The organism is Polaribacter butkevichii (assembly GCF_038024105.1).
In the GTDB taxonomy this organism is placed as follows: Bacteria; Bacteroidota; Bacteroidia; order Flavobacteriales; family Flavobacteriaceae; genus Polaribacter; species Polaribacter butkevichii.
This window is the reverse complement of sequence record NZ_CP150661.1, coordinates 3,525,294-3,550,114: the sequence shown is the minus strand read 5'-3', so window position 1 is coordinate 3,550,114 and position 24,821 is coordinate 3,525,294. Positions and strand designations below refer to the sequence as shown.

Sequence of the window (24,821 nt, the reverse complement as noted above, 5' to 3'; positions counted from 1 at the left end):
ATGGATGCTTTTTTTTTAACTTAAAATTCTTTTATACCAAGGTTTCTTAACATCCTCAACATATCCATTTCCGTAACCATAGCCATAACCATAGCCATAACCATAGCCTCTAGTCATATCTGTATCATTTAAAACGATAGCCATATTTGGTAATTTCTTTTCGTTGTATAATGTTTGAACTATATTCAGCATACGCTTATCTAAATAATTTGCTCTTGATACATATAAAAACATATCTGCATACTTAGAAACTAAAAGAGTATCCGTAACTAAATTTACAGGAGCCGTATCTACAATAATATAATCATAATCTTTTTTTACTTCGTCAAATAAGTCTTTAATTTTACCTGTTAGAAGCAACTCCGCAGGATTAGGAGGTATAACTCCAGAAGCAATAATATCTAATCCTTTAATTTCTGGAATAGAAAATTTAACATCGTCTAAAGACAGAGAATCATTCGTAATAAAATTAGTAACTCCTTTTCGTTCTGGAATCCCCAGGTACTCTGTAACTTTAGGAGCTCTAAGGTCCATTCCAACAAGTAAAACCTTTTTATTAGATAAAGAGAGTGCTGCCGCAAGATTGATAGAAATGAATGATTTTCCCTCTCCACTTGTTGTAGAAGTTATAAATATTGTCTTCCCTAAATCACTATCTTTATTATTGGACAACATAAAATCTAAATTGGTTCTTATCAAACGAAAAGCTTCTGCTGTACTTGTTCTAGCATCGTTTCCAATAACAATTTTTTCATTCGATTCAGAATGAGGTACATCTCCTAAAAAAGGAACAGTTGTTAATTCTTCTATATCTTTTCTAGTATGAATTTTTGTATCTAATAAATTTTTAACATAAATAATTATAAATGGAATTAACACCCCCATTAATAGAGCTGCTAAAAATATTATTTTTCTTTTTGGTGAAACAGGGATACCATCGCTGTATGCAACATCTATAATTTTCGCGTTTGGAACAGTTACAGCTAATGAAATTGCAGTTTCCTCTTTTTTCTTTAATAGATAAGAATACAAACCAGAAATTATTTCTTGCTCTCTTTCTATATCTATATAACCTCTTTCTAAAGAAGGGATCGCTGACACTTTAGAATTTATTTTATTAGCTTCATTCTTAATTTGTTCATACTGCGTTTTTAAAGAACTAATTAAATTTGAAATACTATTCTTTAAATTAAATTTTAAAGAATTAATTTCTTTTTGATATTGGATTAACTGAGGATTTTTAGAGCCCGCATTTACACTCAATCTATTTTTAAAAACCACCAATTCATTATAGTTTTTAATAGACTGAGAAATAGCCTCTTCTGAAAAACCTAGATTCTGAGGTAAAGTTTCATCCTTATTAGATTGTTTGTTGATATTATCTAAAACACTCTCAGCAATAGTTAATTCTGTTTTAATTTGAATTAATTCCTGATTATTTTTTGATGCAGTGTTTAAAGCCAATTCTCCTTCAGTAGATAGCCCAGTAATATTATTATCCGTTTTAAATTTTTTAACTCGATCTTGTATAGAGTTCAAGTCCTTACCAATTGCAAATAACCTTTCATCAATAAAGCTTTTGGTTTTTTGAGAAACTTCACTTTTATCCTTAATAGCATCTAAATTGTATTGTGTTACCAACTCATTTAAAAAATCTTCGGCTTTTTCTTTAATTGGATGTTTAAAAGAAAGTGTTAAAACACTAGAATTTTTATTTACAGAATTAATACTAACACCTTTTTTATAAGCATCTATAACTTCTGTCCTTTTTAAAATATTAATATAAATTTCTTCTTCTTTAAATTCAAATACTTTAGTTTTCTCTACTTTAAAATTACCTATATCAGAAATAATAATTTCACCAAAATGGTGCGTTGAAATGACATTATCTTCAATATCTTTCAATTCAAATTTATTTTCTGATAAAACATTTACCGTAAAAGAAGTATCTTTTATTTGATTTATTAAAGATTCATTATTTTTATTAAAGAGTATCTGAATTGGGTTATTCCTATAAACCTCTGTTCTCTTTATTCTCCCTTTTGTAAAATAAGTAGTCGTTAAATTTAAAGTATCTACAACCGCACCTATAATTTTTCGAGATTTTAATATTTCTATTTCATTATCCGTATTATTAGAAGAACCACCTCCTACAATCCCCATATCTTTAAAGGCTTCTAGTTCTTTTGATATACCAGACTTTTGATTGTCTTTTATCATGATAGAAGTAACTGCATTATATTGAGGTGTAGCGTATCTTAAAAACATAAAGGCTACAAAAAGTGCAATAATAGCACCTAACACAAACCATTTCCAATGAAAAAGATATTTTTCTAACTCTTCTCTAATATTAATAGTGTCTGACTCTTCACCACCCTTAAAATTAGTGTTTTCTTTATGTATCTGCATTTTTTATCTTGTTAGTATAGAAACGATGGTAATAATCAGTCCTGTAACGGATATGAATAAGCTAGTATTTGTATTTGAGGATGCCGATTGAATTCTTGCCTTATTATGTTCTACATACACCACATCATTTTGTTGTAAATAGAAAACTGGAGAAGTCAATGTTTTATTTGATAATAAGTTTACTTGGTATTTTACTTTTTTATTATTTTCTTCTCTTATCACCATCACATTATCTCTTCGTCCAGAAATATTTAAATCACCGGCTAAACCTATAGCGTCTAAAATACTAACTCTTTCATTGGGTATTGTAAAGGTTCCTGGTTTTTTTACATCACCATACACCGTTACTTTAAAGTTAGCTATCCTAATATTTATTGTAGGGTTTTTAACATAATCTGGAGATAACTTATTTTTCAACAATTTTAAAACATCTTCTCTAGACAACCCACCTAATTTTAACTTTCCTAAAATGGGGAAATCGATTTCACCATCACTATCTATTAAATAAGATTGTTGCTGAGGAGTCCCTACTACAGAATTAGTAGTTGTAGTATAAGCTACAGCTGGCAAATTAAAGGGTTTAGTAGCTTCAATATCATCCGAAGAAATGGTGATTTGTAATAAATCGTCAGGTTTAAAAATCGTTTTAAAACTGTTACTCACCTTAGATTGTTCAATTTCATCAAATTGAAAATAGGCAATATCCTTGTTAGAAACACATGAGGATAGTGCTATAATTAATAAAAAGATAGTTGTGCTAACTCTCATCATATAACTTTTTTTTTTGCGAAAATACTATTTTATATTGACTTCGGAATTTTTTACATCTAATATTTCAAATTCAGAATTATTAGAAACATATTCTGGCACCAATTCTTTCATTAATTTTACAAGTTCACTATTGTTTAAGGTGTTAAAGTTAAGTGCCAAATCATCTATTTTCATTTTAACAATAGAGTTGTCTAACTTTTGCGTTTTGGCAATCATTATTTTATCATGATAGGTCTTAGTGGTGTTTTCTCCATCAGCCAATAACTCCTCATATAATTTTTCACCAGGTCTTAACCCTGTAATTTTAATATCAATATCATCAGGGTAATTCAATCCGGATAAATAAATCATTCTCTTTGCTATTTCAAAAATCTTAACAGATTTCCCCATATCAAAAATATAAATCTCACCACCTTTCCCCATGGTACCTGCTTCTAAAACTAGGCTACAAGCTTCTGGGATGGTCATGAAATATCTTGTAATTTTTTTATGGGTTACCGTTAAAGGCCCTCCATTTTCTATTTGTCTTTTAAACAACGGAATTACAGAACCATTAGATCCTAAAACATTACCAAACCTTGTAATTGTAAATTTGGTTTTTTTAGAGCTTTTACTAACGCTACTAATATATAATTCGGCTATTCTTTTAGAAGCCCCCATTACGTTTGTTGGGTTCACAGCTTTATCTGTAGAAATCATCACAAATCGATCTATTTTATATTCTATTGATAAATCTGCCAAATTTTTGGTTCCTAATACATTTACTTTGATTGCTTCGTAAGGAGACTTTTCCATTAAAGGAACATGCTTATAAGCTGCCGCATGAAAAACTCTTTTGGGTTTGTATTTTTTAAAGATACGTTCTACTTTAAATCGATCTCTTACATCTGATACAATGGCGACAAAATTGGTGATTCCTTTCTGGATTAACTCTTGTTGTAAATCATATAAAGGAGATTCTGCTTGATCAATTAAAACAATTAATTTACAGTTATACAAACTTAATTGTCTAGAAATTTCACTACCTATAGATCCTGCTGCTCCCGAGACTAGTACTACTTGATTGTCTACCTCTCTTTGCACAATAGGATTGTCAATAATAATTGGTGCTCTATCTAATAAATCCTCTATCTTAATCTGTCTAATTTGATTGGCATTTAAGTCCCCATCAATCCATTTAGATAAAGGTGGCACAATTTTTACATCAATATCTAAATCTATAAATTTATCAGTAATGGCTAATAACCTATTGGGTTTTATATTTTGAATAGAAATAATTACCTCATCTACAGCATGTTTTTCGATGAATTTTTTAGTAATCACATCTGGATTAAAAATCTTAACTCTATCAATCTTTTTTCCAATTTTATTTTTATTGTCATCAATAAACCCAATTACATCATAATTATTTTTTTTGTCTCTATTTAAAGCACTAAAAGCAATAATACCAGAATCTCCTGCACCATAAATAAGTACATTATGTATTGCATCTAACTCTGTAGATAATACTTCTATAAAAGCTTTAAAAATAAATCTACTTAAAATAAGTACTAAGGCAGTTACCAAATAATGAATAATTATGATAGATTTTGGTATATAAAAAGAATCTATTACCTTAAAAAAAACATTAACAGTTACTGCTAATAATAGCAATAAACACAATAATGTACTTGCTATAAATACATTAAAAGCATCACGAACTCCAGTATGTCTAATAATACCTTTGTAAGACCCAACCGTTAAAAAACTTACAACAGCAAAAAACAATACCAGAGGTATTTGATTTAATAAGTTTGAAAAGTTAAAATTAAAGCTAACATTAAATCGAATAAAATAAGCTACAAAAAAAGAAACGAATACTAAAAATAAATCTATAAAAAAAACTACCCATTTAGAAGCATATTTATCTAACGTTCTTAACACAAAATTTCTTATCATTATTTCAAGGTTCTAGTTTGTTGACAAATCTACAAAATTTTCTTTATTGAACTTAAAATTCTCTCTAAATCATTTTCGCTCAAATTTACTCCAGATGGTAAACATAAACCTTTATTAAAAAGGTTCTCTGCTATTTCTGCTCCATAATAAGGGTATCCCTTAAAAACAGGCTGTAAATGCATCGGTTTCCATAAAAATCTACATTCAATATTATTTTGGATAAAACAATCCATCAGTTTATCTCTGGTATTCTTAGTACTTTTTTCATCAATACTAATACAACTTAACCAATGGTTAGAGCTAAAATCTATTGATGGATTTTTTAATAGCGTAATATTGCTAAACACTCTCAAATGTTTCTTATAAAAGCTGTTTATATCTAAACGCCCTTTTAGATAATCAGCTAACTTTTTAAATTCAGAAACACCTATAAAAGCTGCAAAAGAATTCATTCTATAATTAAAACCAATTTCTTTATACTGATAATAATTTACATTTTCCCTTGCCTGCGTTGCATAAAAAATTGCTTTCTGCTTTTCCTCTTCTGTTTTACAAATTAAAACCCCACCTCCTAAGGTGGTCACAATTTTATTATTATTAAAAGAAAGGATTCCAAAATCCCCAAAAGTACCGCATTTTTTTCCTTTATACTCAGAGCCCAAGGCTTCTGCAGCGTCTTCAATTAAAGTAATCTTGTATTTACGAGAAACCGCAACAATTTCATCAATCTTTGCCGGCATTCCGTAAGAATGTACAAAAATAATTGCTTTTGGTTTTCTCCCTTTAGCAATCCGATCTTTTATAGCGAGTTCTAACTGAACAGGACACATGTTCCATGTTTCATTCTCGCTGTCAATAAAAACAGGTATTGCTTTTTGATATATAATAGGGCTTACTGTTGCGACATATGTAAAAGACTGACACAAAACTTCATCTCCTTCTTCTACTCCACTTAAAATTAAGGCTAAATGTATGGCCGCAGTACCCGAGTTTAATGCAACAATTTTTTTTTCTTGTTGATAATATTCCTCTAAAGTTTGTTCAAATTGATTAACAAATCCCCCATCAATTGATGAAAACGACGTTTCCATATCAATATTTATAGTAGATTCCGATAAAGAAATTTTATGACTCATTATTTAAGGCTACTTTTTTCTGAATCGTTTTAAAAAGCAAAACATATGCAATTATAAAGCCTACAATTAATCCGAAGAAAATTAAAAACTGACTAGATACGTCTAATGTATAGGTCTTATAAATTACTAAATTGATTATTATCTGAAGTATTCCATAAATACCCGCAACTTTTAAATGAGACATTTTATATACGTCTACTAACTTCTGATAAATATGATGTCTATGTGCTTCAAAAATACTTTCTTTTGTAAAAAGTTTTCTATACAAGATGGTATTACCTGCATCTGCACCATAGACTATTACTAATAAAATAATTAAAGGTGATGATAATCTAACTGCAAATAAAAAGCCTAGAAAAAAGACTAACATCCCTATCGCGATACTACCAATATCACCAGCAAAAAACAATGCTTTCCTTCTAAAATTATAAAATCCAAAAACGATTAAAGACAGTAGTGGATATATAATTAAGTTGTCATCTACTAAATGTTCACTCCTATTTATAACAAACAACCCTAATAAAACACAGATACTATAAATTCCTGTAATTCCGTTGATGCCATCCATAAAGTTAAACATATTTACAACCCCAATTCCCATAATTAAATAAAAAGCAAATAGGTAAATGGGTGCAAAAGGAAAACTTACTTGATAAAGTATTAAAAAGACTGCTAAAAACTGAAAAGGAAACCTAATCTTAGAGCTTAACGTATAAATATCATCTAAAAAACTAACAACGGAAATTAAAAAAACACCCAATAAAAAATAAGGATATTGGTAATCATTTAGAAAAAAGAACAATAAAATTGAAATAGGAAAAATAATTCCTCCTCCTCTAACAGTTATTTTTGTGTGTGAACTTCTTTGGTTGGGTTTGTCAATAATTTTAAACTTTACCGCTAATTTTAAATAGAGAAAAGAAATGACTGCTAATAATACTAAAATAAAAAAATATTTTTCCATAATCTAAAATGATGCAATTGTTTTTTGTAAGCCTTTTTCAGCTGACAAAGGTAAGTTTTTTTGCATTGCTTTTTTTATCTTCAAATTAGAAACTTCATAATTTTCGGTAAGCTTTTGTAGTCTTTCCGAGTTTATAGGTAATGGTAAAACGTCTCCACCTTTAGCAATTAACTTAACCAAGCCTTTTGGTACATTTACTATTTTTGCTTGTTTGTTAACAACATCACCAATAATAGAAACTAATTGATTTGTAGACAAACTCTCATCATCTGCTATATTGTAAATACCAGATGTAATATTTTTGTTATCTATTAATTCATTAATAACAAAACACAAATTTTCAACTGACACAAAAGATCTTTTATTTTCAAATTTCCCAAAAGGATACGGAATGCCTTTAGAAACAAAACTATATAATAAATTTAAGTTCCCTTTATTATTAGGACCATGAATCATACAAGGCCTTAAGATATAAACTCTTTTGTTTTTAGGGATTTCTTTTGACAAAATATAATTTTCGGCAGCTAACTTAGATTTCCCGTATACGGTTACAGGATTAGGAATAACTTCTTCTGTTAAAACACCTGCAACTTCATCGGCCGCTGCTTTTACAGAGCTCATGTAGATAAAAACTTCACAGTCACTTTGTAAAAACTTGTCGAAAAGCAACTTTGTTAATTCTGTATTTACTTTATAATACTCAGAATCATCAGATGTCTTTTTTAAATCATGCGCTTTACCAGCCAAATGAATACAACTTTTAGATGTCTTAAAGACTTCTAAACTTAATGTTTTATAACTAAGCTCATTCTTTGATGGTTTGCGAGAAACTCCTTTTATTTCTTTTTGTTGATTTTTAAGATACTTTACTAAATTAAGACCAACAAACCCTTTATGTCCCGTTATGATATGTAAGTTCGTATTCAAATTACTTTTTCTTTAAAAAACCTATTAATTTCCAAAAACCTCTTAATTGTACTTTTAAATAACTAAATTTTATATTATTTCTAGTCAATGCTTTATTAATTTCTTTCGATATCAACTGATAACTACTCACACCAGAACTACTTAAACCTCCTATTAACATAGAAGTTGTAGTAATATTAGAAAATTTCCATGAAATTTTATGCTTTAAGAAAAAGCGTGTAATTAACTCATAATCTGCACCAATGGTAAAATCTAATTGATAATTTCCAAATTGATCAAATAATTCTCTTTTGAAAAAGATGGCAGGATGCGCAGGCATAAAACCAATTTTTAGTTTTTCCGGATTCCAGTTTTTTGCAGAATATTTACGCACCGTTTTTCCTTCTTCATTAAACTGTATAATATTTCCTACAGAAGCATCTATATTATTCTGTTTATGAAAATTCGCTACATTTTCTAAAACGCTTTCATCTGTAAAAATATCATCAGAATTTAAAATACCTACTAAATCTCCTGTAGCCATTTTAATTCCTTTATTCATGGCATCGTACAAACCTTTATCTGGTTCAGAAACAGATTGAGACACTATTTTTTTATATTTTTCGACAATCTCTAATGTAGTGTCTTTAGAACCTCCATCTACTACAATATATTCTATATCTGTATAGGTTTGGTTAGCTACCGATTTGAATGTTTTTTCAATGGTTTTAGCACTGTTGTAACAAACGGTGATGATAGATATTTTCATAAATTTATTCTACTATATTTCGTTTTCTAATTTTTACTGCTGGATTACCCTGATATATGGAATACGCTTCTAAATCTTTATTTGCTACAGACCCCACAGATAAAATAGCATGAGATTTCAAAGTTACTCCTGAACAAACAACCGATTTTGCTCCAACCCAAGAACCTTCCTCTAAAACAATTTGCCCTACAATTAAATCAAAACTAGACTTTTTATAATCATGATTTCCACAAAGTAACATTGCTCCTTGAGAAATACAAACATTATCTTCTATTTTTACTTTTGCCAAGTTATCTATCCAAACATTTTCTCCAATCCAAACATTATTTCCTACTTCTAATAACCACGGATATTTTAGATTAACACTTTGTTTGATAGCTACATTACTTCCTATTTTTGCTCCAAAGATTCTAAGTATAAATACCTTTAAGGATGATAAAGGATTTAGTGGATTTATAAAAAATAAAATATTTATAAAATACCATATTAATATTTTAATTTTTGATCCCGGTTTATACCAATGATTATTATATAACTGAAATTGAACCTTTTTATGCATTAGTCTAAATGTATAAAATGTGGTTTTTCAGACTTTCCTAATACCCAAGAATACATTTCTTTAGTATCCTCTGCAATTTTCTCCCAAGTAAATTTACTTTTAACTAATTCATAACCATTAACCCCAATTTCTAATAATTCATTATTTTCTTTTAAAAACAAATCTTTTAAAACCAAAGACATATCTTTTGGATCATGATTAATATCAATAGCCGCTCCATTCTCAAATCCTTCAGGTATATTACATTCTTTTGTCATAATTACAGGTAATTTATACGACCAAGCCTCAAGAATAGACATTGGTAAACCTTCACTTAAAGACGGTAAAATAAAAGCATTAGCATTCATTAATTCTTGTTCTTTAATTTCTCCATACACAGAACCTATAAAAGTAATAACTTTTTCCAATTTATATTTCGCACACTTTTCCATCAAAAATTCCTGATGCTTTACTTGATTCCAACCAGCAATCCTAACCTCCCATTTATTTAACAATTCAGAATGGGTTTTATTTATAATATATAGTGCCTCTATTAAATTATCTAAACCTTTTTTAGGATGGATTCTTCCAATAAATAATAATATTTTCTTTTCGCGATTATTAATTAATTTTTTCAAAGGTTTATTTTCTGGAAGATTAATTCCATTAGGTATAATTGCTACTGGAACTTTTAACCCAAAGTCACGAATTGCGAGATATTCAGATTTACAAAGAGCTTGAATACAATCAGCATTTTTTAAATTTTTATATTCAAACCAAGTACCAACCAATTTCTTTTTAAATGATGAATTGTTAATTGCCCAAGAATCTAGCATGCCTCTTGGTGTTATTATATTTACTGAATTATTTAATTTTAAAAATTTTAAAGCCATCTTAGAAGAAAACATCCATATACCTTGTTGATGAATTATCTGAGGGTTCTTCTTTTTTAATATTTTAAATAAATCGAGGGAAAACCCAAAGGAAGACGGGCCTAACACAGAGTAAATTAACATATTTAAATTTCCCCATGTTTTTATATCTTCTGGACTAAAACCATCATTATGAGACAAAACAGAAAGTTCTGTTTGCTTATCTGTATGCAACTCTTTAGCCAGACTTTTTACACTATTAAATAAACCACCAGCATTTCTGGAGTTGGTTCCCATCAACAATAAAACATTAATTTTCATAAAAAAATTTTTAAGACTATTCTTTTTTAAATAGACAAATTTGTTACTATCATAATAATTTAATGATAAAATATTATTTATCATCAATTTTCTTCTATATATTTTTCTTGACATAATAATACTATTCAGAGACAATATATTAATGAATAAATATATTATTATAACTACATTATTAGCAATTATTTTAACTCTTTCATAACTAAAATTACACACATTAATTATTATTCAAGTATAAAATCGATTTTATTAAAAACCCGAACTCCATTATATTATATTAATTAAAATCAATATTTTAACTTTCCTTTTTTTAGAATAAAGCCATATAAAACTGAATTACAAATAAAAACACAAAAACAAACGTACCAAAAGCTTTAGATGACGAATTCCCGTTATGAACACCATAAGCAACAAGAATATAAAAAAAAGGCATTAATGCTGTTTTATGTCTTGGCTGTATAGAGGCTTGACTTATAATGAGTAAAAAAAAACAAAATAGGTAAAAAAATAGTTTCATTTCTTTTTCGTTTCTTTGATACATATACACCACACCTGAAAAAAAATACTTAAAATAAAATAAAGAAAGAATTGGCATAATAGTTGAAAACATTATAGTTCTAATATTTAAAATATTTAAGGTATAAAACTCTCCTTGAAAAAAAGGTAGGAATAAGAAAAAAATAAAACCAATCGGTATTTTTAAATAAATTGGTAAAGTATAAATTTTATAAATAATTGAACCTGCATCTGCCTTTTTTATAGTAGTTTCAACAAAACCCGCACGCTCAAAACTATCCAATCCTTTTACGGCCAAATATTCAGTTAAAAATGGTAGCATTAAATATAATAGGACTGCAACCATTGAGAAAACCAAAACCACCTTAGGAATCTTGTTAAAATTATTTCCTTTTAATATAGATTTCTTAAAGTAAAACACAGGCGCTAAGAGCAACAATATAGCAGAACCAGGACGTACTAAAAACAATATTATTAATATAATTATAAATGATTTATTATTCCTATTTAACAAATAGAATACACCAGCAATACTCAAAAAGGCAACCCAACCATCTCTCATTAAAATCAAACCATTTGATAAAATTACAGGACAAATTACAACTAATAAAAAGCTCAATCTACTTACTTTTAAATTATTTGTTAAATGAAAACTTAACCTATATGTAAAATAAGGTATGAAACAAATTCCTAAAAGATTAGGTATAATAATTGTTAAAGGATGGACAATCTTAAAGGGATATAAAATTTTAAGAAAATCAACAAAACCATGATCCATACCGATATATCCCCTTGCATATCTAGGAATATTAATTTCACTTGAGGCAACCCCCGCAAAAAATCTACTATCATCTGTTCCCACACCTCCATACATACCCGTAAAACCAAACCAATCTGGCATTATCAAATATTGTCCCCAGTATAGTAGAATTGATAAGAAAATAAAAAAATTTAATACTAAAAAATTTTTTAAAAAAAATGTTTTTGCCTTTATAAATTTATTTATTAAACAAAAAAGAAAGAAAGTATATACGTACGAATATATTGACTGAAAATTTGTTACTGAAATTAACAACCCATTTAAAAAAATAAAAACGAATAATAAAGTATTTACCTGTGTATTCTTATGATTATAACCAACTCTCATTCGTTTAATAAAATTATATCAACCAATTTAATTAAATCTTCTTTTTGCTTGTTAGATATTAGTACATATCTTTTTTTTCCAAGAATTCTAAGTTCTTTTCTAAGATTATCATCATTCTGTATTTGAAAGATTCTGGATTGTATTTCTAAAATTGAAAATGGATTAAACTTTAAACATGCTTCCCCTACTACTTCTGGAATTGCCGTAATCATAGAAGCTATTACGGGGGTTCCATATTTCATAGCTTCTAGAGGCGGATAACCAAACCCTTCATTTAAAGAAGGATACACAAAACAAAAAGCATTCTTGTATAAAATCTCTAATTCTTTAGATGGTACATAATCCAAGAAATAAAACATTTCTTTATTTTTTACTACTTTCTTAACTTTACTATTTACCCCCGTTAAAACTATTTTTTTTGTTAAAAGACCTTTATCAATTAAATCATCAAATGCCTTAATCGCTCGATAAGTATTTTTTACCCACCGCTTAGAGCTAACTAATAGAAAGTAATCTTTAGGGATAATATTTGTTTTTAAAAAAAAGTTTTTCTCTTCAAGTAAATTAGTTTTTTCGAATATTTTCTCCGGACTATAAAAAACAGATATGTCATCTGGGTTTGTACCAAATAGAGTAACAATTGTATTTTTTGTATGTTCCGATACAACCACTAATTGTTTCTTTTTAGCTTTTAAATTAATTACATTCCTAAACTTATTTTTATATTTATTATTAAAATAAGGTGCAAGTATATGTTTTAAAACATATTTAATTTTACCTTCAAAATAATACTCATTAATATCTGTTAATAATTCTACAGGTCTTAAACCATGCACAGTATACACAACATCAATATCAACTAAATTTAAATTCCCCAACCCAACACCTAACGGATCAAATAGTCTTCCTATATTGTACTTTTTTATAGCATCTTCAATATTATAACACTTACTTTGATCAACAATAATAGAATTACTATTCTTATTTTTTATTGTTTCTAAAACTTTACTATCAATATACTTTTTTGATAAACAATAAAAATATAATGTATTAACTTTATTCGCTTTTATAATTTCTATAACTATTCTATTAGCATATTCATTACCCCCATGAAAGGGATTTTTCACATCCTTAGAAGAAGAATTTAGGTTTATTAAAATATTCATTAAATAATAGGTTTATTTATTATACGTAGTTAAAAAATCCATTTTATTAATTTATTTTTTTTACTAATTAATATTCTCACTATTAATTCAAACAAAACAGAAAGTAAAAGCGTCAATGACACACTATAAACTGTTATCTGACCAAATAAATAAAAACTTAAATTTAATAGTATATAAAATAAAACAGATAAGTAAAGACTTAAAGTATACTCTTTTTTTAAATCATTAACCAATAATACCGTTACTCCAATCATATAACTCAATGGCTGCAGAATAATTAAAAGACCTAAGAATAAGAATATATATAAAACATCAAAATCACTATTAAAATAATACTTAGTCGTGAAATAAATCATTAAACTCGTCAATAAAAATATGAGAATTGAACTATAAAAAATGATTTTTATAATCTTTCTAACTAAATTTCCATTTTTACTTTTTACTACATTAGGAAATAAAACAGAGACTATAATTTGAAGAAAATATATAAATAGATCTTTAATTTTATCGGCAACATCATAAACTGCAAGAATTTCCATTCCTACAAAAGACCCTAATATTGCTTTATTACTTAAGATTTTAATTTTCCCTGCTATATTTCCAAAAAATATGGGAAAACTTTCTATAACATACTTTTTTAAAACACTAATTTTTTGAAATTTGAATTTAATTCCATCTTTTTTAAACACCAGCCATATAGAAACTAATCCAGCAAAAAAACAACCAGTTCCATTAATAATGGGTACTTTTAAAAAATCTTGTTCATTTTTAACAACAAAAAAGATTAAAATTAAAAATATAACCCTACTTATCATGTTTACTATAGTTATATATTTCATTTCTTCCTTTCCTTGAAAATACCAAACTGGAAAAATCCATTCATAAAAACACAAATACATCATGAAAATCAATAAATACTTAAGTCTTTCATCTGAAAACAAGGGTAACAATGTAAGCAAAATCACAAAAGAAATAATAAAAAATATTCCCTTAACTATAAAAACGCTACTTACAACTTCAGAAAGCTTTTTTTTATCATCTCTATGCAGTGAAACCTCTTTTGTAGCTATAATATCAAATCCGAAATTTATTAAAATCAAAAAATACGAAACCAATGTTTGAGAGAATACTATTAAACCATAATTTTCTTTACCTAAAACGGTTAATAGGTAAGGTAAGGTTATAAGAGGTACTGCCAAGTTAAACACTTGTAATATTGCTAAATAAGAAAAATTCTTAACTATATCTTTATTTCCTGAATATAACTTTAAAAATTTATTTTTCATCCAATTTTAATCTAATTAAAAACATTACTATTTAAGCAAGCTAATTTCAATTTTATTTAGAATAAAATTCCGAGAACCAAACAATAAATTTTTTAACTCCCTCATTAATTCCTGTCGTACTTTTATAACCTAATTTTTCAATTTCTGTAATGTCAGCCCATGTTTGTGGAACATCTCCAGGTTGCATTGGTAAGTATTCTTTTTTCGCCTCTACCCCCAGACTAACCTCTATTGCTTTAATAAAATCACCCAAAGATTCTGGGCTTCCATTTCCAATATTTGAAATTCTATAAGGAGGCTTTTCATTTATTTTTTTGGGAGCATTTGCTAATAAAATCTCAATACCACTAATAATATCATCAATATAAGTAAAATCCCTACGCATATTTCCATTATTAAAGACCTTAATAGCTCTATTATTAGATATCGCATCTGCAAATAAGATTGGAGCCATATCTGGTCTTCCCCATGGTCCATAAACAGTAAAGAAACGCAATCCCGTAGTTGGTATTCCAAATAAATGACTATAAGTATGTGCCATTAGTTCATTGCTCTTTTTAGTTGCGGCATACAAACTAATAGGGTAATCTACATTGTCAGAAGTTGAAAAAGGAATTTTCTTGTTTTGTCCATAAACACTAGAACTACTTGCATATAATAAATGTTTAATTTTATAATGTCTACAACATTCTAAAATATTTAAAAAACCTACAACATTACTATCAATATACGTTTCTGGATTTTCAATACTATAACGAACCCCAGCTTGAGCTCCCAAATTACAAACAACATCAAACTTATTATCCTTAAAAAGGATTGGTAAATTTTCTCGATCCTCTAAATTCATTCTCACAAATTGGAATGCATCATTAAATAAATCTCCTGTAGATTTATTTAAAAATTTTTCCGCTTGTCCCCTAATGATTCCTAGTTCTTTTAATCGAGCATATTTTAAATTTACATCGTAATAATCATTAATATTATCTATACCCACTACCACATGCCCTTTGGCTAATAATCGTTTAGACAAATGAAACCCAATAAAACCTGCCGCTCCTGTAATTAATATTTTCATTTATTTTTTTTAATAATACAATTAAGTCCTAATATTTAATCATCCATTTTTAAAGTAAATATTAAGTATTTTTTACTCAGCCTGTTTTAAAATTTCATGACCTGCTTTTAATAAAACAACATCTTTTTTCATTAAAGAAACATCACCTTTCATCATATCTTTTACCAAAGAAGCCAAATCATGCTCTGGCACCCATCCTAATTCATTCTTAGCTTTAGAAGGATCTCCAATTAACAAATCTACTTCTGTTGGACGGAAGTAAGAAGGGTCTACAGATAAGACTTCTTTACCTATTTCTATTTGAAAATCTTTATGATTACATGCTATAACGTACGCTTTTTCATCAACACCTTCTCCTTTAAATTCTACTTCTATCCCAACTTCACTAAAAGCCAAACGTACAAAGTCTCTTACAGTTGTAGTAACACCAGTAGCAATTACCCAGTCTTCTGGTTTATCTGCTTGTAAGATCATCCACATCATACGAACATAATCTTTTGCATGCCCCCAATCACGTTTTGCCTCTAAATTACCTAAAAACACTTTTTCTTGTAATCCTAAAGCTATTTTAGCTACGGCACGTGTAATTTTTCTTGTTACAAACGTTTCTCCTCTTCTTGGAGATTCATGATTAAACAAAATACCATTACAAGCAAACATATCATAAGCTTCACGATAATTTTTTGTAATCCAAAAACCGTAAATTTTTGCTACTCCATAAGGAGAACGAGGGTAAAATGGAGAAGATTCGTCATAAAAGCCTCTTTCATTTTTATTTTCTGGCATTCCACCGTATAACTCTGAAGTAGAAGCTTGATAAATTCTTGTTTTCTTTTCTAAACCTAAAATTCTTACTGCTTCTAAGATTCTTAAAGTTCCTAATCCATCTACATTACCTACATATTCTGGCGTATCAAAAGAAACCGCTACGTGAGACATTGCTCCTAAATTATAAATTTCATCAGGTTGACATTCTTGTATAATACGTGTCAAATTCATAGAGTCCGTTAAGTCTCCATAATGCAATTTTAATCTTTGATCCGGGTCGTGTGGGTCTTGATATAAATGATCTATTCTATCTGTATTAAAAAGAGATGATCTTCTTTTAATACCGTGTACGATATATCCTTTTTCTAATAATAACTCAGCTAAGTATGAGCCGTCTTGACCGGTAATCCCTGTAATTAATGCTACTTTATTCATGATTTTTGTTCGTTGTTCGATTTTCGTTGTTCGTTGTTCGTTGTTCGGTTTTCGTTGTTCGTTGTTCGTTGTTCGGTTTTCGTTGTTCGTTGTTCGATGGACGATGGACGATTTTCGTTGTTCGATTTTCGTTGGACGATGGACGGTTAACGAAAGACCAAAAACTACTTTAAAGAACTTATTAATTTATATAACATCATTTTAATTCTCGTACAAAGATCAAATAATTTCATATATTGTTCATTAGAAATATACTCTAAATCTTTTGCCAAAAACAATTGATAATTTGCTTCTTCCAAAGAGCCTTTAGCAATATATAAAAACTGAATAAATTCCTTTTTATATTGCCTCCCTTGCCCTTCTATTATATTTGTTGGAACACTACTAGAACTTCTTCTTACTTGATTGGTTAACCCAAATTTTTCTGAAGAAGGAAAGTTTTTTGAAACTTCGTATACATCAAGAGTTAATTGATGTGCCAATTTCCAAACCTCTAGTTTACATTCCATATTTTTTTTTCGTTGCTCGGTTTTCGTTGAACGTTGTTCGATTCTCGTTGGACGATCGACGGTTAACGATGGACGATTAACGATAAACGAAAGACGAATAACGACTTTTACAATTTAACTTCTTTAAAATTTTCTATATTTTCTAAAAACCAAGTGTAGGTTTTTTCAATCCCTTGCTTTAAATCAACTTTATGCTTCCAACCTAAGTTGTGCATTTTAGAAATATCCATTAATTTTCTTGGTGTTCCATCTGGTTTAGAGCTATCCCAAACTAATTTTCCTTCATGCCCAACAACTTGTTGAATGGTTTCTGCCAATTCTTTAATCGTCAAATCTTCTCCAGTACCTATGTTATATAAATACTCTGGTAATTTATTTTCTAAGGCATACACCACTGCCTCTGCCATATCATCTACATATAAGAATTCACGCATTGGAGTTCCACTTCCCCACAACATTACGTCTGAATTATTATTGTTTTTTGCCTCGTGAAATTTACGAATCATTGCAGGCAATACATGAGAAGATTTTAAATCAAAATTATCATGTGTACCATACAGATTTGTAGGCATTAAACTTACATAATCTTTTTGAAACTGATTTCTAATCGCCTGACATGCTTTTACTCCTGTAATTTTTGCAAGAGCATACCATTCATTTGTAGGCTCTAAAGAATCTGTTAGTAAATACTCTTCTTTTAATGGCTGAGGAGCAAATTTTGGATAGATACAAGAGCTTCCTAAAAATATAAATTTTTCAATCCCAGATTTTAAGGCACTATCTATTAGATTATTTTGAATTTGCATGTTTTCCATCAAAAACTGATATGGGAAATTATTATTGGCTAAAATACCACCCACTTTTGCAGCAGCATCTATAACAACTGCCGGTTTTTCTTTTTGATAGAAATGAAGTACCGCCACCTGATCTTTTAAGTCAAGCTCTTTACTCGTTTTCCCTATTAGATTTGTATATCCTTTTTTCTCTAAAGTTCTCCATACTGCAGAACCTACCATGCCTCTATGACCTGCAATATAAATTTTAGTGTCTTTTTTCATCTTTTTTTTATTTCCCTATTTGAAAATACTCAAATCCTTTTTCTTCTAAATTAAAGGCATTGTATTGATTTCTACCATCAAAAATAATAGGAGTCTTTAGTTGTTGCTTAATTTCTACAAAATCCGGAGATCTAAACTCTTTCCATTCCGTTAATAAAATTAAGGCATCTGCATTTTGTAAAACTTCGTACTTAGAAGTACAGTATGTTATATTTTTAGCATCCTTTAAGTAAAATTCTTTTGACTCCTCAATTGCTTTAGGATCATAAGCTTTTACTTTTGCTCCTCTTTTTTCTAATTCTTTTACAATATAAATTGCTGGAGCTTCTCTCATGTCATCGGTACCCGGTTTAAAAGCCAATCCCCATAAACCAAAAGTCATTCCTGATAAATCTTCTCCAAAACGTTTTACAATCTTGTTAGCAATTACTAATTTCTGAGCATCATTTACATTCTCTACGGATTCTATTAAGTTTGCTTTATACCCGTTTTCTTCTGCAATTTTCTTTAAAGCTTTTACATCTTTAGGAAAACAAGACCCTCCGTAACCTGCACCTGGGTAAATAAAACTATATCCAATTCTTTTATCAGAACCAATACCTATTCTAACCATATTAGCATCTGCACCTACCCTTTCACAAATATTAGCAATCTCATTCATAAATGAAATTTTTGTAGCCAACATGGTGTTTGCTGCATATTTTGTCATTTCCGCAGAACGAATATCCATACTTATAAAACGATCATGAGACATACAAAAAGGATGGTATAATTCTTTCATTTTAGAAACTGCATATTCTGAGTCAGCACCTACTACTACTCTATCAGGCTTCATAAAATCGCCGATAGCAGCTCCTTCTTTTAAGAACTCAGGATTTGAAACTACACTAAACTCTATATTTTCATTCCTTTTATCTAGTTCTGCTTGAATGGTTGCTTTTACCTTATCTGCAGTACCAATAGGTACAGTAGATTTATCAACAACTATTAATCTTTTATTCATTGTTTCTCCAATAGACTTTGCTACGGCTAAAACATATTGTAAATCTGCAGAACCATCATCACCCATTGGTGTACCAACAGCAATAAAAACAATTTCTGCATCACTAATAGCATTTCCTAAATTGGTTGTAAAAAATAAATTTTTATTTTTTACATTCTTTAAAACCATTTGTTCTAAACCTGGTTCAAAAATAGGAATAATTCCTTCTTCTAATTTTTGAATTTTCTTTTGATCTATATCTACACAGGTCACTTTATTCCCCATTTCTGCGAAACAAGTACCAGAAACTAAACCAACATAACCTGACCCAATTACAGCAACATTCATACTATTTATTTGTTTATTTTTATTTTATCACAATTTGTAAAAAAATATCTTTTTTACTTAAAACCGTGTACTCTTTTTACTTCTTAATATTCTTTTCTATAAAACAATTCTTATTTAACCAAATAAACATTTTAGTTAAATAAGTTTATAAAAAAAACACTTATAAATAAGTGCTTATTCTAAACTTAATTATTTTTCAACAACCAAGATGAAGATTGAATTTTATCTCCCAAACCATCAATTAAATCAATATTCAATTCTTTACAAACAGGTGCTTCTGGAATTGAATTATTATCTTGATCTCCTCCGTTAGCAAAACCTAATTGATATTCTTTTCCGTACTTCTCATGAATAGCACGTATAGAGGCACAAACAGTTCTATCTTTATCAACAGAGATCATTGCTTTATCTACCGATTTAATATTTTCTACAATAAACAAACGCTCTTCTTCATTTTGAAATTCTTTAGAACCTTTTAACCCTCTTTGTAAATCGCTATTTACAATAACAAACAACTCATCTGCTAAAGCTTTTGCATTATTAAAATACTCTAAATGTCCTTTATGAATTGGATTAAAATACCCTGATACTATAATAAGTTTTTTCATTTTTTTTCTGCAAATATATGTTTAATTTCTAAGTAGCAAAAAAGGTTTTTCCCCTATCTTTTCTCTACAAAAACAAGTGAATTAATTTAATAAAAAAATATGTTATTAAAACACTATAAATAAGTAAGTACTGCCTACTTATCTTTCTTTTTTAAGTTCTCTTTTTCTTGAACCTCTTTACGTAGTCCACTACTAGAAAAACGGTGCTCTCTTTTATTAAAGAATAAATCGATTCCTTTTTCTTCACAATATTTTCTACCTGTAAATTGCTTGCTAGCATATTCATCTCCTATAATACGGACATCTACTTTAAAAGATCTTAAGATATCTTCTAAATCTTGTTCTGTTGCGTAAGGAACAATTTCATCTACAAATCTACATCCTTTTAACTGAATGTATCTCTCGACTACAGATTGTACTGGCATATTTTTTTCTGGACGATCTAAAGTTGGGTTTGTCTGTAAGCCACAAATTAAATAATCACATTCCATTTTTGCTTCTTCTAACATTTTTACATGCCCAGCATGAAATAAATCAAAAGCACTAAAGGTAATACCTACTTTCATAAATTTATTTTTTGTGCAAATATATGTTAATTATTTAATAAACAAAGGACCTACCTACACTGCGGTCATTTCAATTAAAAATACAATCAAAAATAAAACAACAAAAAGACACACTTAAACCATTAATAATCAAAAAAATAAACTCAACTTAAACACAAGACCTTATTTATATTGAGATGTAAAAAGCGAAACTTTCATATTGTTAAAAAAACATTCATTTTGTACGTTAAAATTTAGAAATCATCTACCACAAACTCCTTCATTGATTTATCTACATTAGATTACACCTCTTTTTAAGAATGATTCGATAAAAGAAGCTCCGTTTTAATGAATATCATAATTCAAAATTTAATCATTTCATAACACCACAAAAATCTAAAACAACCTTTTCTGAATCTACAGGTAATGTTTTAAATTCATTATGAGCAACTAGGTACGCTACAATATCTGCCTTTTTATATGCTTCTTTATAATTTGTAATTTTAAATATATTATGTTCTGTAATATTAGGTTCAACAATAAAATATTCTTCATTGTTGGTATTTTGCAAAACTTTCTGAGCAATGTATTTTGCTGGAGATTCACGCAAATCATCAATATTTGGTTTAAAAGCCAACCCCATTAAGGCAATACTTGGTTTTCTACCATGCTTTAATTCAAATTTTAATTTCTCATTCTGAATTTTTTCTGCACACCAAAAAGACTTGTAATTATTTACCTCACGCGCTGTACCTATAATCTTAGATTCCATTGGGTAATCGGATACAATAAAATAAGGATCCACAGCAATACAATGCCCTCCAACTCCACAACCTGGTTGCAGTATATTAACTCTTGGATGCTTGTTTGCTAAATTAATTAACTCCCAAACATTTATACCTGCCTTATCACAAATTAATGAAAGCTCATTTGCAAATGCAATCTGTACATCTCTAGAGGAATTTTCTGTTAACTTGCACATTTCTGCTGTTCTTGCATTGGTAGCATGCAACGCTCCTTTTACAAATTGCTTGTAAAAATCAATTGCTTTTTGGGTAGATTTTTCATCTACACCACCGATAACTCTATCATTATAAACCAACTCATGCATTACATTTCCCGGCAAAACTCTTTCCGGACAATAGGCAATGTTTAATTTATCTTTTAGCTCTGGTCTTACATCATAAATAAGTCTTCTCATTTTTTCTGTAGTACCAATTGGCGAAGTAGATTCTATAATATATAAATCGTCTTCTTTTAAAAACGGAATAATATTCTTTGTTGCCAATTCTACATAAGAAATATCTGGCTCATGGTTTCCTTTAAAAGGAGTAGGCACCACAATTAAATAAGTAGTTGCTTCTACTGGTTTTATGTCTGCCCTTAAAAAACCTTTTTTTACAGCTTCTTCTACAGCAATATCTAAACTTGGTTCTATGATATGTATTTTACCCTGATTAATAGTATCTACAACATGTTGATTAATATCTACACCGTGGACTTGAATTCCGTTTTGTGCTATTAATGCTGATGTTGGCAAACCAATATACCCTAAACCTATCGTTACAACTTCTACTTGTTTCATTATTCTAAATTTGAAATAAATTCAATAATCCTTTTGCACGCTTTTCCATCTCCATACGGATTATGCAAAGAACTCATTGATTGATATTTTTTTGCATCATCTAACAACGCTTGCGTTTCACTTACAATTTTAGCACGATCTGTACCTACTAAAATAACCGTTCCTGCTTCTACAGCTTCTGGTCTTTCTGTGGTATCTCGCATTACTAAAACGGGTTTTCCTAAACTTGGCGCTTCTTCTTGTACACCTCCACTATCTGTTATTATTAAATACGACTGATTCATCAACCAAACAAAAGATGGATATGACAATGGTTTTACCAAATGAATATTACTAATAGCGCCTAACAATTCATTTACAGGCTTTAATACATTCGGATTTAAATGAACCGGATATACTATTTCTACATCTGGATTATTAACTGCTATTTCTTTAAGAGCTGCACAAATATTTATAAATCCTTGTCCGTGATTTTCTCTTCTATGTCCCGTTACTAAAATGATTTTCTTATCAACATTAACTTTACTTTTAATTTCTTTAACATCCTCATTATCTAAATCACCTACTCTATTAGAACTTTCTAACAAAGCATCAATAACAGTGTTTCCTGTAATTAAAATATTTTCTTCGGATATATTTTCTCCTAAAAGATTTTCTTTTGATTTAATGGTTGGCGCAAAATGATACGTTGCAACTCTACTTGCTACCTGACGATTCATCTCTTCGGGAAAAGGAGACAACATATTATGGGTTCTTAAACCTGCTTCTACATGACAAACTTTTGCTCCGGAATAAAAACCAGCAATACTTGCTGCCATAGTTGTTGTTGTATCTCCATGAACAAACACATAATCGGGATTAAATGATTCTAAAATAGGTTTTAACCCAGAAATTACTTCTCCCGTTAAGTTGTATAAATTCTGATTGGGTTTCATTAAACACAAATCGAAATCTGGAGTAATATCAAAAAAACTTAAAACCTGATCTAACATTTCTCTATGCTGACCTGTAACACAAACCTTTGTTTCAAACCTTTTATCGGCTAAAAATTGATTAACTAAAGGTGCCATTTTAATAGCTTCTGGCCTTGTGCCGAAAATTAATAGATTCTTTTTTTTCATTATTTTTATTCAAAATAATACAATCTTATGACGCTCCCTTTTTAAGGCAACATCCTTACCTTAAGTAAAAACTACATGTTTTTATAAATAAGTTGATTTTAACTTAGAAAATCTTTTTTACTTAATAAACGGGTGTTTTTCTCCAATTGTACTGATGGATGTGTTTCGTATATTATGAACAATTTTTATGGATGCTTCCGACTCTTTTAACCCAAAACCGTTTCCTTTTAATATTTGTTCGTAACTTTTAGTATGTAAATCTGTAAAACCAGCACTAAACTCTAATTCTTGATCATCAATAGTGATGGACCTAAAAGTTCTTTGTCCTTTTTCTTTTATGTCTTCTGGTAAATCATCCTCATTAATTGATAAAAACCAGCGTACTCTAGCATTTTTAAATTCTAAATATCCTGCCGACTTATCTTTCTCTCTAACATGTACTATATTTTCTTGAACTTCCCCAAAAATCCATGAAAGCATGTCGTAAAAATGGACTCCAATATTTGTTGCAATTCCTCCGGATTTACTTTCATCTCCTTTCCAAGAAATATCATACCATCTGCCTCTAGAGGTAATATATGTTAAATCTACATCGTATTTACCCGCTTTATTTTCTACTGCTACTTTGTTTTTTAATGCAATAATACTTGGGTGTAGTCTTAATTGTAAAATTGTATTTATTTTTTGCCCAGATTCTTTTTCGATATCTTTTAAAGCATCAACATTCCAAGGATTTAAAACTAATGGTTTTTCACAAATAGCATCGGCACCTCTTCTTAATGCCATTCTAATATGAGAATCATGCAAATAATTAGGCGTACAAATACTTACATAATCTAAATGTGTACCACCTCTTTTTAATTTTTCTATATGGCGATCAAATCTTTCAAATTCTACAAAAAAATCTGCTTTCGGAAAAAAACTATCCATTACACCAACACTATCAAACTTATCTAAAGCAGCAATTAACTGGTTATTTGTTTCCTTAATAGCTTTTAAATGTCTTGGCGCAATATATCCTGCAGCACCTATTAATGCAAAATTTTTCATT

At 28.9% G+C, this 24,821-nt stretch carries 22 protein-coding genes; all 22 read right to left on the bottom strand.

The genetic code is table 11. The features are described from left to right. Positions 1 to 15: 15 nt before the first annotated feature. Complete coding sequence (locus tag WG951_RS14950; protein WP_105047746.1) at positions 16 to 2,409, bottom strand: GumC family protein; 2,394 nt, start codon at positions 2,407 to 2,409, stop codon at positions 16 to 18. A 3-nt stretch (positions 2,410 to 2,412) separates the two neighbouring features. Beyond that, entirely contained in the window at positions 2,413 to 3,180 is a 768-nt protein-coding gene (locus WG951_RS14945) for a polysaccharide biosynthesis/export family protein (RefSeq protein ID WP_245893458.1), read from the bottom strand. Between the two features lie 24 nt (positions 3,181 to 3,204). Then, complete coding sequence (locus WG951_RS14940) at positions 3,205 to 5,118, bottom strand: nucleoside-diphosphate sugar epimerase/dehydratase (RefSeq protein ID WP_105047744.1); 1,914 nt, start codon at positions 5,116 to 5,118, stop codon at positions 3,205 to 3,207. A 29-nt stretch (positions 5,119 to 5,147) separates the two neighbouring features. Next, on the bottom strand, positions 5,148 to 6,254 hold the full coding sequence (locus WG951_RS14935; RefSeq protein ID WP_105047743.1) for a DegT/DnrJ/EryC1/StrS family aminotransferase: 1,107 nt from the start codon (positions 6,252 to 6,254) through the stop codon (positions 5,148 to 5,150). Beyond that, complete coding sequence (locus tag WG951_RS14930) at positions 6,244 to 7,218, bottom strand: MraY family glycosyltransferase (RefSeq protein WP_105047742.1); 975 nt, start codon at positions 7,216 to 7,218, stop codon at positions 6,244 to 6,246. Before WG951_RS14930 ends, WG951_RS14935 begins: the two co-directional genes overlap by 11 nt. 3 nt (positions 7,219 to 7,221) lie before the next feature. Next, a complete protein-coding gene (locus WG951_RS14925; protein ID WP_211296689.1) occupies positions 7,222 to 8,145 on the bottom strand; it encodes an NAD-dependent epimerase/dehydratase family protein in 924 nt (307 codons plus the stop codon). Between the two features lies 1 nt (position 8,146). Further along, entirely contained in the window at positions 8,147 to 8,893 is a 747-nt protein-coding gene (locus WG951_RS14920; protein WP_105047741.1) for a glycosyltransferase family 2 protein, read from the bottom strand. A 4-nt stretch (positions 8,894 to 8,897) separates the two neighbouring features. Beyond that, positions 8,898 to 9,452: a WcaF family extracellular polysaccharide biosynthesis acetyltransferase gene (locus tag WG951_RS14915; RefSeq protein WP_105047740.1), complete on the bottom strand. Its 555-nt coding sequence runs from the start codon at positions 9,450 to 9,452 to the stop codon at positions 8,898 to 8,900. Next, entirely contained in the window at positions 9,452 to 10,624 is a 1,173-nt protein-coding gene (locus WG951_RS14910) for a glycosyltransferase (RefSeq protein ID WP_170062852.1), read from the bottom strand. The genes WG951_RS14915 and WG951_RS14910 overlap by 1 nt, the downstream gene beginning before the upstream one ends. Positions 10,625 to 10,931: 307 nt before the next feature. After that, positions 10,932 to 11,999, bottom strand: coding sequence for a hypothetical protein (locus tag WG951_RS14905; protein ID WP_170062851.1), 1,068 nt, complete (start codon positions 11,997 to 11,999; stop codon positions 10,932 to 10,934). Between the two features lie 281 nt (positions 12,000 to 12,280). After that, the gene (locus WG951_RS14900) at positions 12,281 to 13,450 is read right to left on the bottom strand and encodes a glycosyltransferase family 4 protein (RefSeq protein WP_105047737.1); all 1,170 of its coding nucleotides are present in this window, start codon (positions 13,448 to 13,450) and stop codon (positions 12,281 to 12,283) included. Positions 13,451 to 13,479: 29 nt separating this feature from the next. Continuing rightward, positions 13,480 to 14,736: an oligosaccharide flippase family protein gene (locus tag WG951_RS14895; RefSeq protein ID WP_105047736.1), complete on the bottom strand. Its 1,257-nt coding sequence runs from the start codon at positions 14,734 to 14,736 to the stop codon at positions 13,480 to 13,482. Between the two features lie 52 nt (positions 14,737 to 14,788). Beyond that, on the bottom strand, positions 14,789 to 15,811 hold the full coding sequence (locus WG951_RS14890) for an NAD-dependent epimerase (RefSeq protein ID WP_105047735.1): 1,023 nt from the start codon (positions 15,809 to 15,811) through the stop codon (positions 14,789 to 14,791). Positions 15,812 to 15,883: 72 nt separating this feature from the next. Then, complete coding sequence (gene gmd / locus WG951_RS14885) at positions 15,884 to 17,014, bottom strand: GDP-mannose 4,6-dehydratase (protein ID WP_105047734.1); 1,131 nt, start codon at positions 17,012 to 17,014, stop codon at positions 15,884 to 15,886. A gap of 164 nt (positions 17,015 to 17,178) precedes the next feature. After that, positions 17,179 to 17,523, bottom strand: a complete 345-nt coding sequence (locus WG951_RS14880) for a four helix bundle protein (RefSeq protein WP_105047733.1) — start codon at positions 17,521 to 17,523, stop codon at positions 17,179 to 17,181. 107 nt (positions 17,524 to 17,630) lie between these two features. Continuing rightward, the gene (locus WG951_RS14875) at positions 17,631 to 18,581 is read right to left on the bottom strand and encodes a GDP-L-fucose synthase family protein (protein WP_105047732.1); all 951 of its coding nucleotides are present in this window, start codon (positions 18,579 to 18,581) and stop codon (positions 17,631 to 17,633) included. Between the two features lie 7 nt (positions 18,582 to 18,588). Then, positions 18,589 to 19,911, bottom strand: a complete 1,323-nt coding sequence (locus WG951_RS14870) for a UDP-glucose dehydrogenase family protein (protein WP_105047731.1) — start codon at positions 19,909 to 19,911, stop codon at positions 18,589 to 18,591. A gap of 185 nt (positions 19,912 to 20,096) precedes the next feature. Next, complete coding sequence (locus WG951_RS14865; protein ID WP_105047730.1) at positions 20,097 to 20,519, bottom strand: adenylyltransferase/cytidyltransferase family protein; 423 nt, start codon at positions 20,517 to 20,519, stop codon at positions 20,097 to 20,099. A 134-nt stretch (positions 20,520 to 20,653) separates the two neighbouring features. Next, entirely contained in the window at positions 20,654 to 21,085 is a 432-nt protein-coding gene (locus WG951_RS14860) for an adenylyltransferase/cytidyltransferase family protein (RefSeq protein WP_105047729.1), read from the bottom strand. Positions 21,086 to 21,437: 352 nt separating this feature from the next. Further along, on the bottom strand, positions 21,438 to 22,649 hold the full coding sequence (wecC, locus tag WG951_RS14855; protein WP_340914604.1) for a UDP-N-acetyl-D-mannosamine dehydrogenase: 1,212 nt from the start codon (positions 22,647 to 22,649) through the stop codon (positions 21,438 to 21,440). Next, positions 22,649 to 23,770 carry a non-hydrolyzing UDP-N-acetylglucosamine 2-epimerase gene (wecB, locus tag WG951_RS14850; protein ID WP_105047727.1) on the bottom strand — a complete coding sequence of 374 codons (1,122 nt, stop codon included), beginning with the start codon at positions 23,768 to 23,770 and terminating at the stop codon, positions 22,649 to 22,651. The genes wecC and wecB overlap by 1 nt, the downstream gene beginning before the upstream one ends. Positions 23,771 to 23,887: 117 nt before the next feature. Further along, a complete protein-coding gene (locus WG951_RS14845) occupies positions 23,888 to 24,820 on the bottom strand; it encodes a Gfo/Idh/MocA family oxidoreductase (protein WP_105047726.1) in 933 nt (310 codons plus the stop codon). Position 24,821 lies beyond the last annotated feature (1 nt).

Excerpts from the sequence above, each read along its gene's own strand:
- WG951_RS14845 (WP_105047726.1), bottom strand. The coding sequence starts at position 24,820 with ATGAAAAATTTTGCATTAATAGGTGCTGCAGGATATATTGCGCCAAGA.
- WG951_RS14870 (WP_105047731.1), bottom strand. The coding sequence starts at position 19,911 with ATGAATGTTGCTGTAATTGGGTCAGGTTATGTTGGTTTAGTTTCTGGT.
- WG951_RS14915 (WP_105047740.1), bottom strand. The coding sequence starts at position 9,452 with ATGCATAAAAAGGTTCAATTTCAGTTATATAATAATCATTGGTATAAA.
- WG951_RS14895 (WP_105047736.1), bottom strand. The coding sequence starts at position 14,736 with ATGAAAAATAAATTTTTAAAGTTATATTCAGGAAATAAAGATATAGTT.
- WG951_RS14910 (WP_170062852.1), bottom strand. The coding sequence starts at position 10,624 with ATGAAAATTAATGTTTTATTGTTGATGGGAACCAACTCCAGAAATGCT.
- WG951_RS14865 (WP_105047730.1), bottom strand. The coding sequence starts at position 20,519 with ATGAAAAAACTTATTATAGTATCAGGGTATTTTAATCCAATTCATAAA.
- WG951_RS14875 (WP_105047732.1), bottom strand. The coding sequence starts at position 18,581 with ATGAAAAAAGACACTAAAATTTATATTGCAGGTCATAGAGGCATGGTA.
- WG951_RS14950 (WP_105047746.1), bottom strand. The coding sequence starts at position 2,409 with ATGCAGATACATAAAGAAAACACTAATTTTAAGGGTGGTGAAGAGTCA.
- WG951_RS14860 (WP_105047729.1), bottom strand. The coding sequence starts at position 21,085 with ATGAAAGTAGGTATTACCTTTAGTGCTTTTGATTTATTTCATGCTGGG.
- WG951_RS14890 (WP_105047735.1), bottom strand. The coding sequence starts at position 15,811 with ATGAAAATATTAATTACAGGAGCGGCAGGTTTTATTGGGTTTCATTTG.
- WG951_RS14935 (WP_105047743.1), bottom strand. The coding sequence starts at position 6,254 with ATGAGTCATAAAATTTCTTTATCGGAATCTACTATAAATATTGATATG.
- WG951_RS14940 (WP_105047744.1), bottom strand. The coding sequence starts at position 5,118 with ATGATAAGAAATTTTGTGTTAAGAACGTTAGATAAATATGCTTCTAAA.
- wecB (WP_105047727.1), bottom strand. The coding sequence starts at position 23,770 with ATGAAAAAAAAGAATCTATTAATTTTCGGCACAAGGCCAGAAGCTATT.
- WG951_RS14930 (WP_105047742.1), bottom strand. The coding sequence starts at position 7,218 with ATGGAAAAATATTTTTTTATTTTAGTATTATTAGCAGTCATTTCTTTT.
- wecC (WP_340914604.1), bottom strand. The coding sequence starts at position 22,649 with ATGAAACAAGTAGAAGTTGTAACGATAGGTTTAGGGTATATTGGTTTG.
- WG951_RS14900 (WP_105047737.1), bottom strand. The coding sequence starts at position 13,450 with ATGAATATTTTAATAAACCTAAATTCTTCTTCTAAGGATGTGAAAAAT.
- WG951_RS14945 (WP_245893458.1), bottom strand. The coding sequence starts at position 3,180 with ATGATGAGAGTTAGCACAACTATCTTTTTATTAATTATAGCACTATCC.
- WG951_RS14880 (WP_105047733.1), bottom strand. The coding sequence starts at position 17,523 with ATGGAATGTAAACTAGAGGTTTGGAAATTGGCACATCAATTAACTCTT.
- gmd (WP_105047734.1), bottom strand. The coding sequence starts at position 17,014 with ATGAATAAAGTAGCATTAATTACAGGGATTACCGGTCAAGACGGCTCA.
- WG951_RS14920 (WP_105047741.1), bottom strand. The coding sequence starts at position 8,893 with ATGAAAATATCTATCATCACCGTTTGTTACAACAGTGCTAAAACCATT.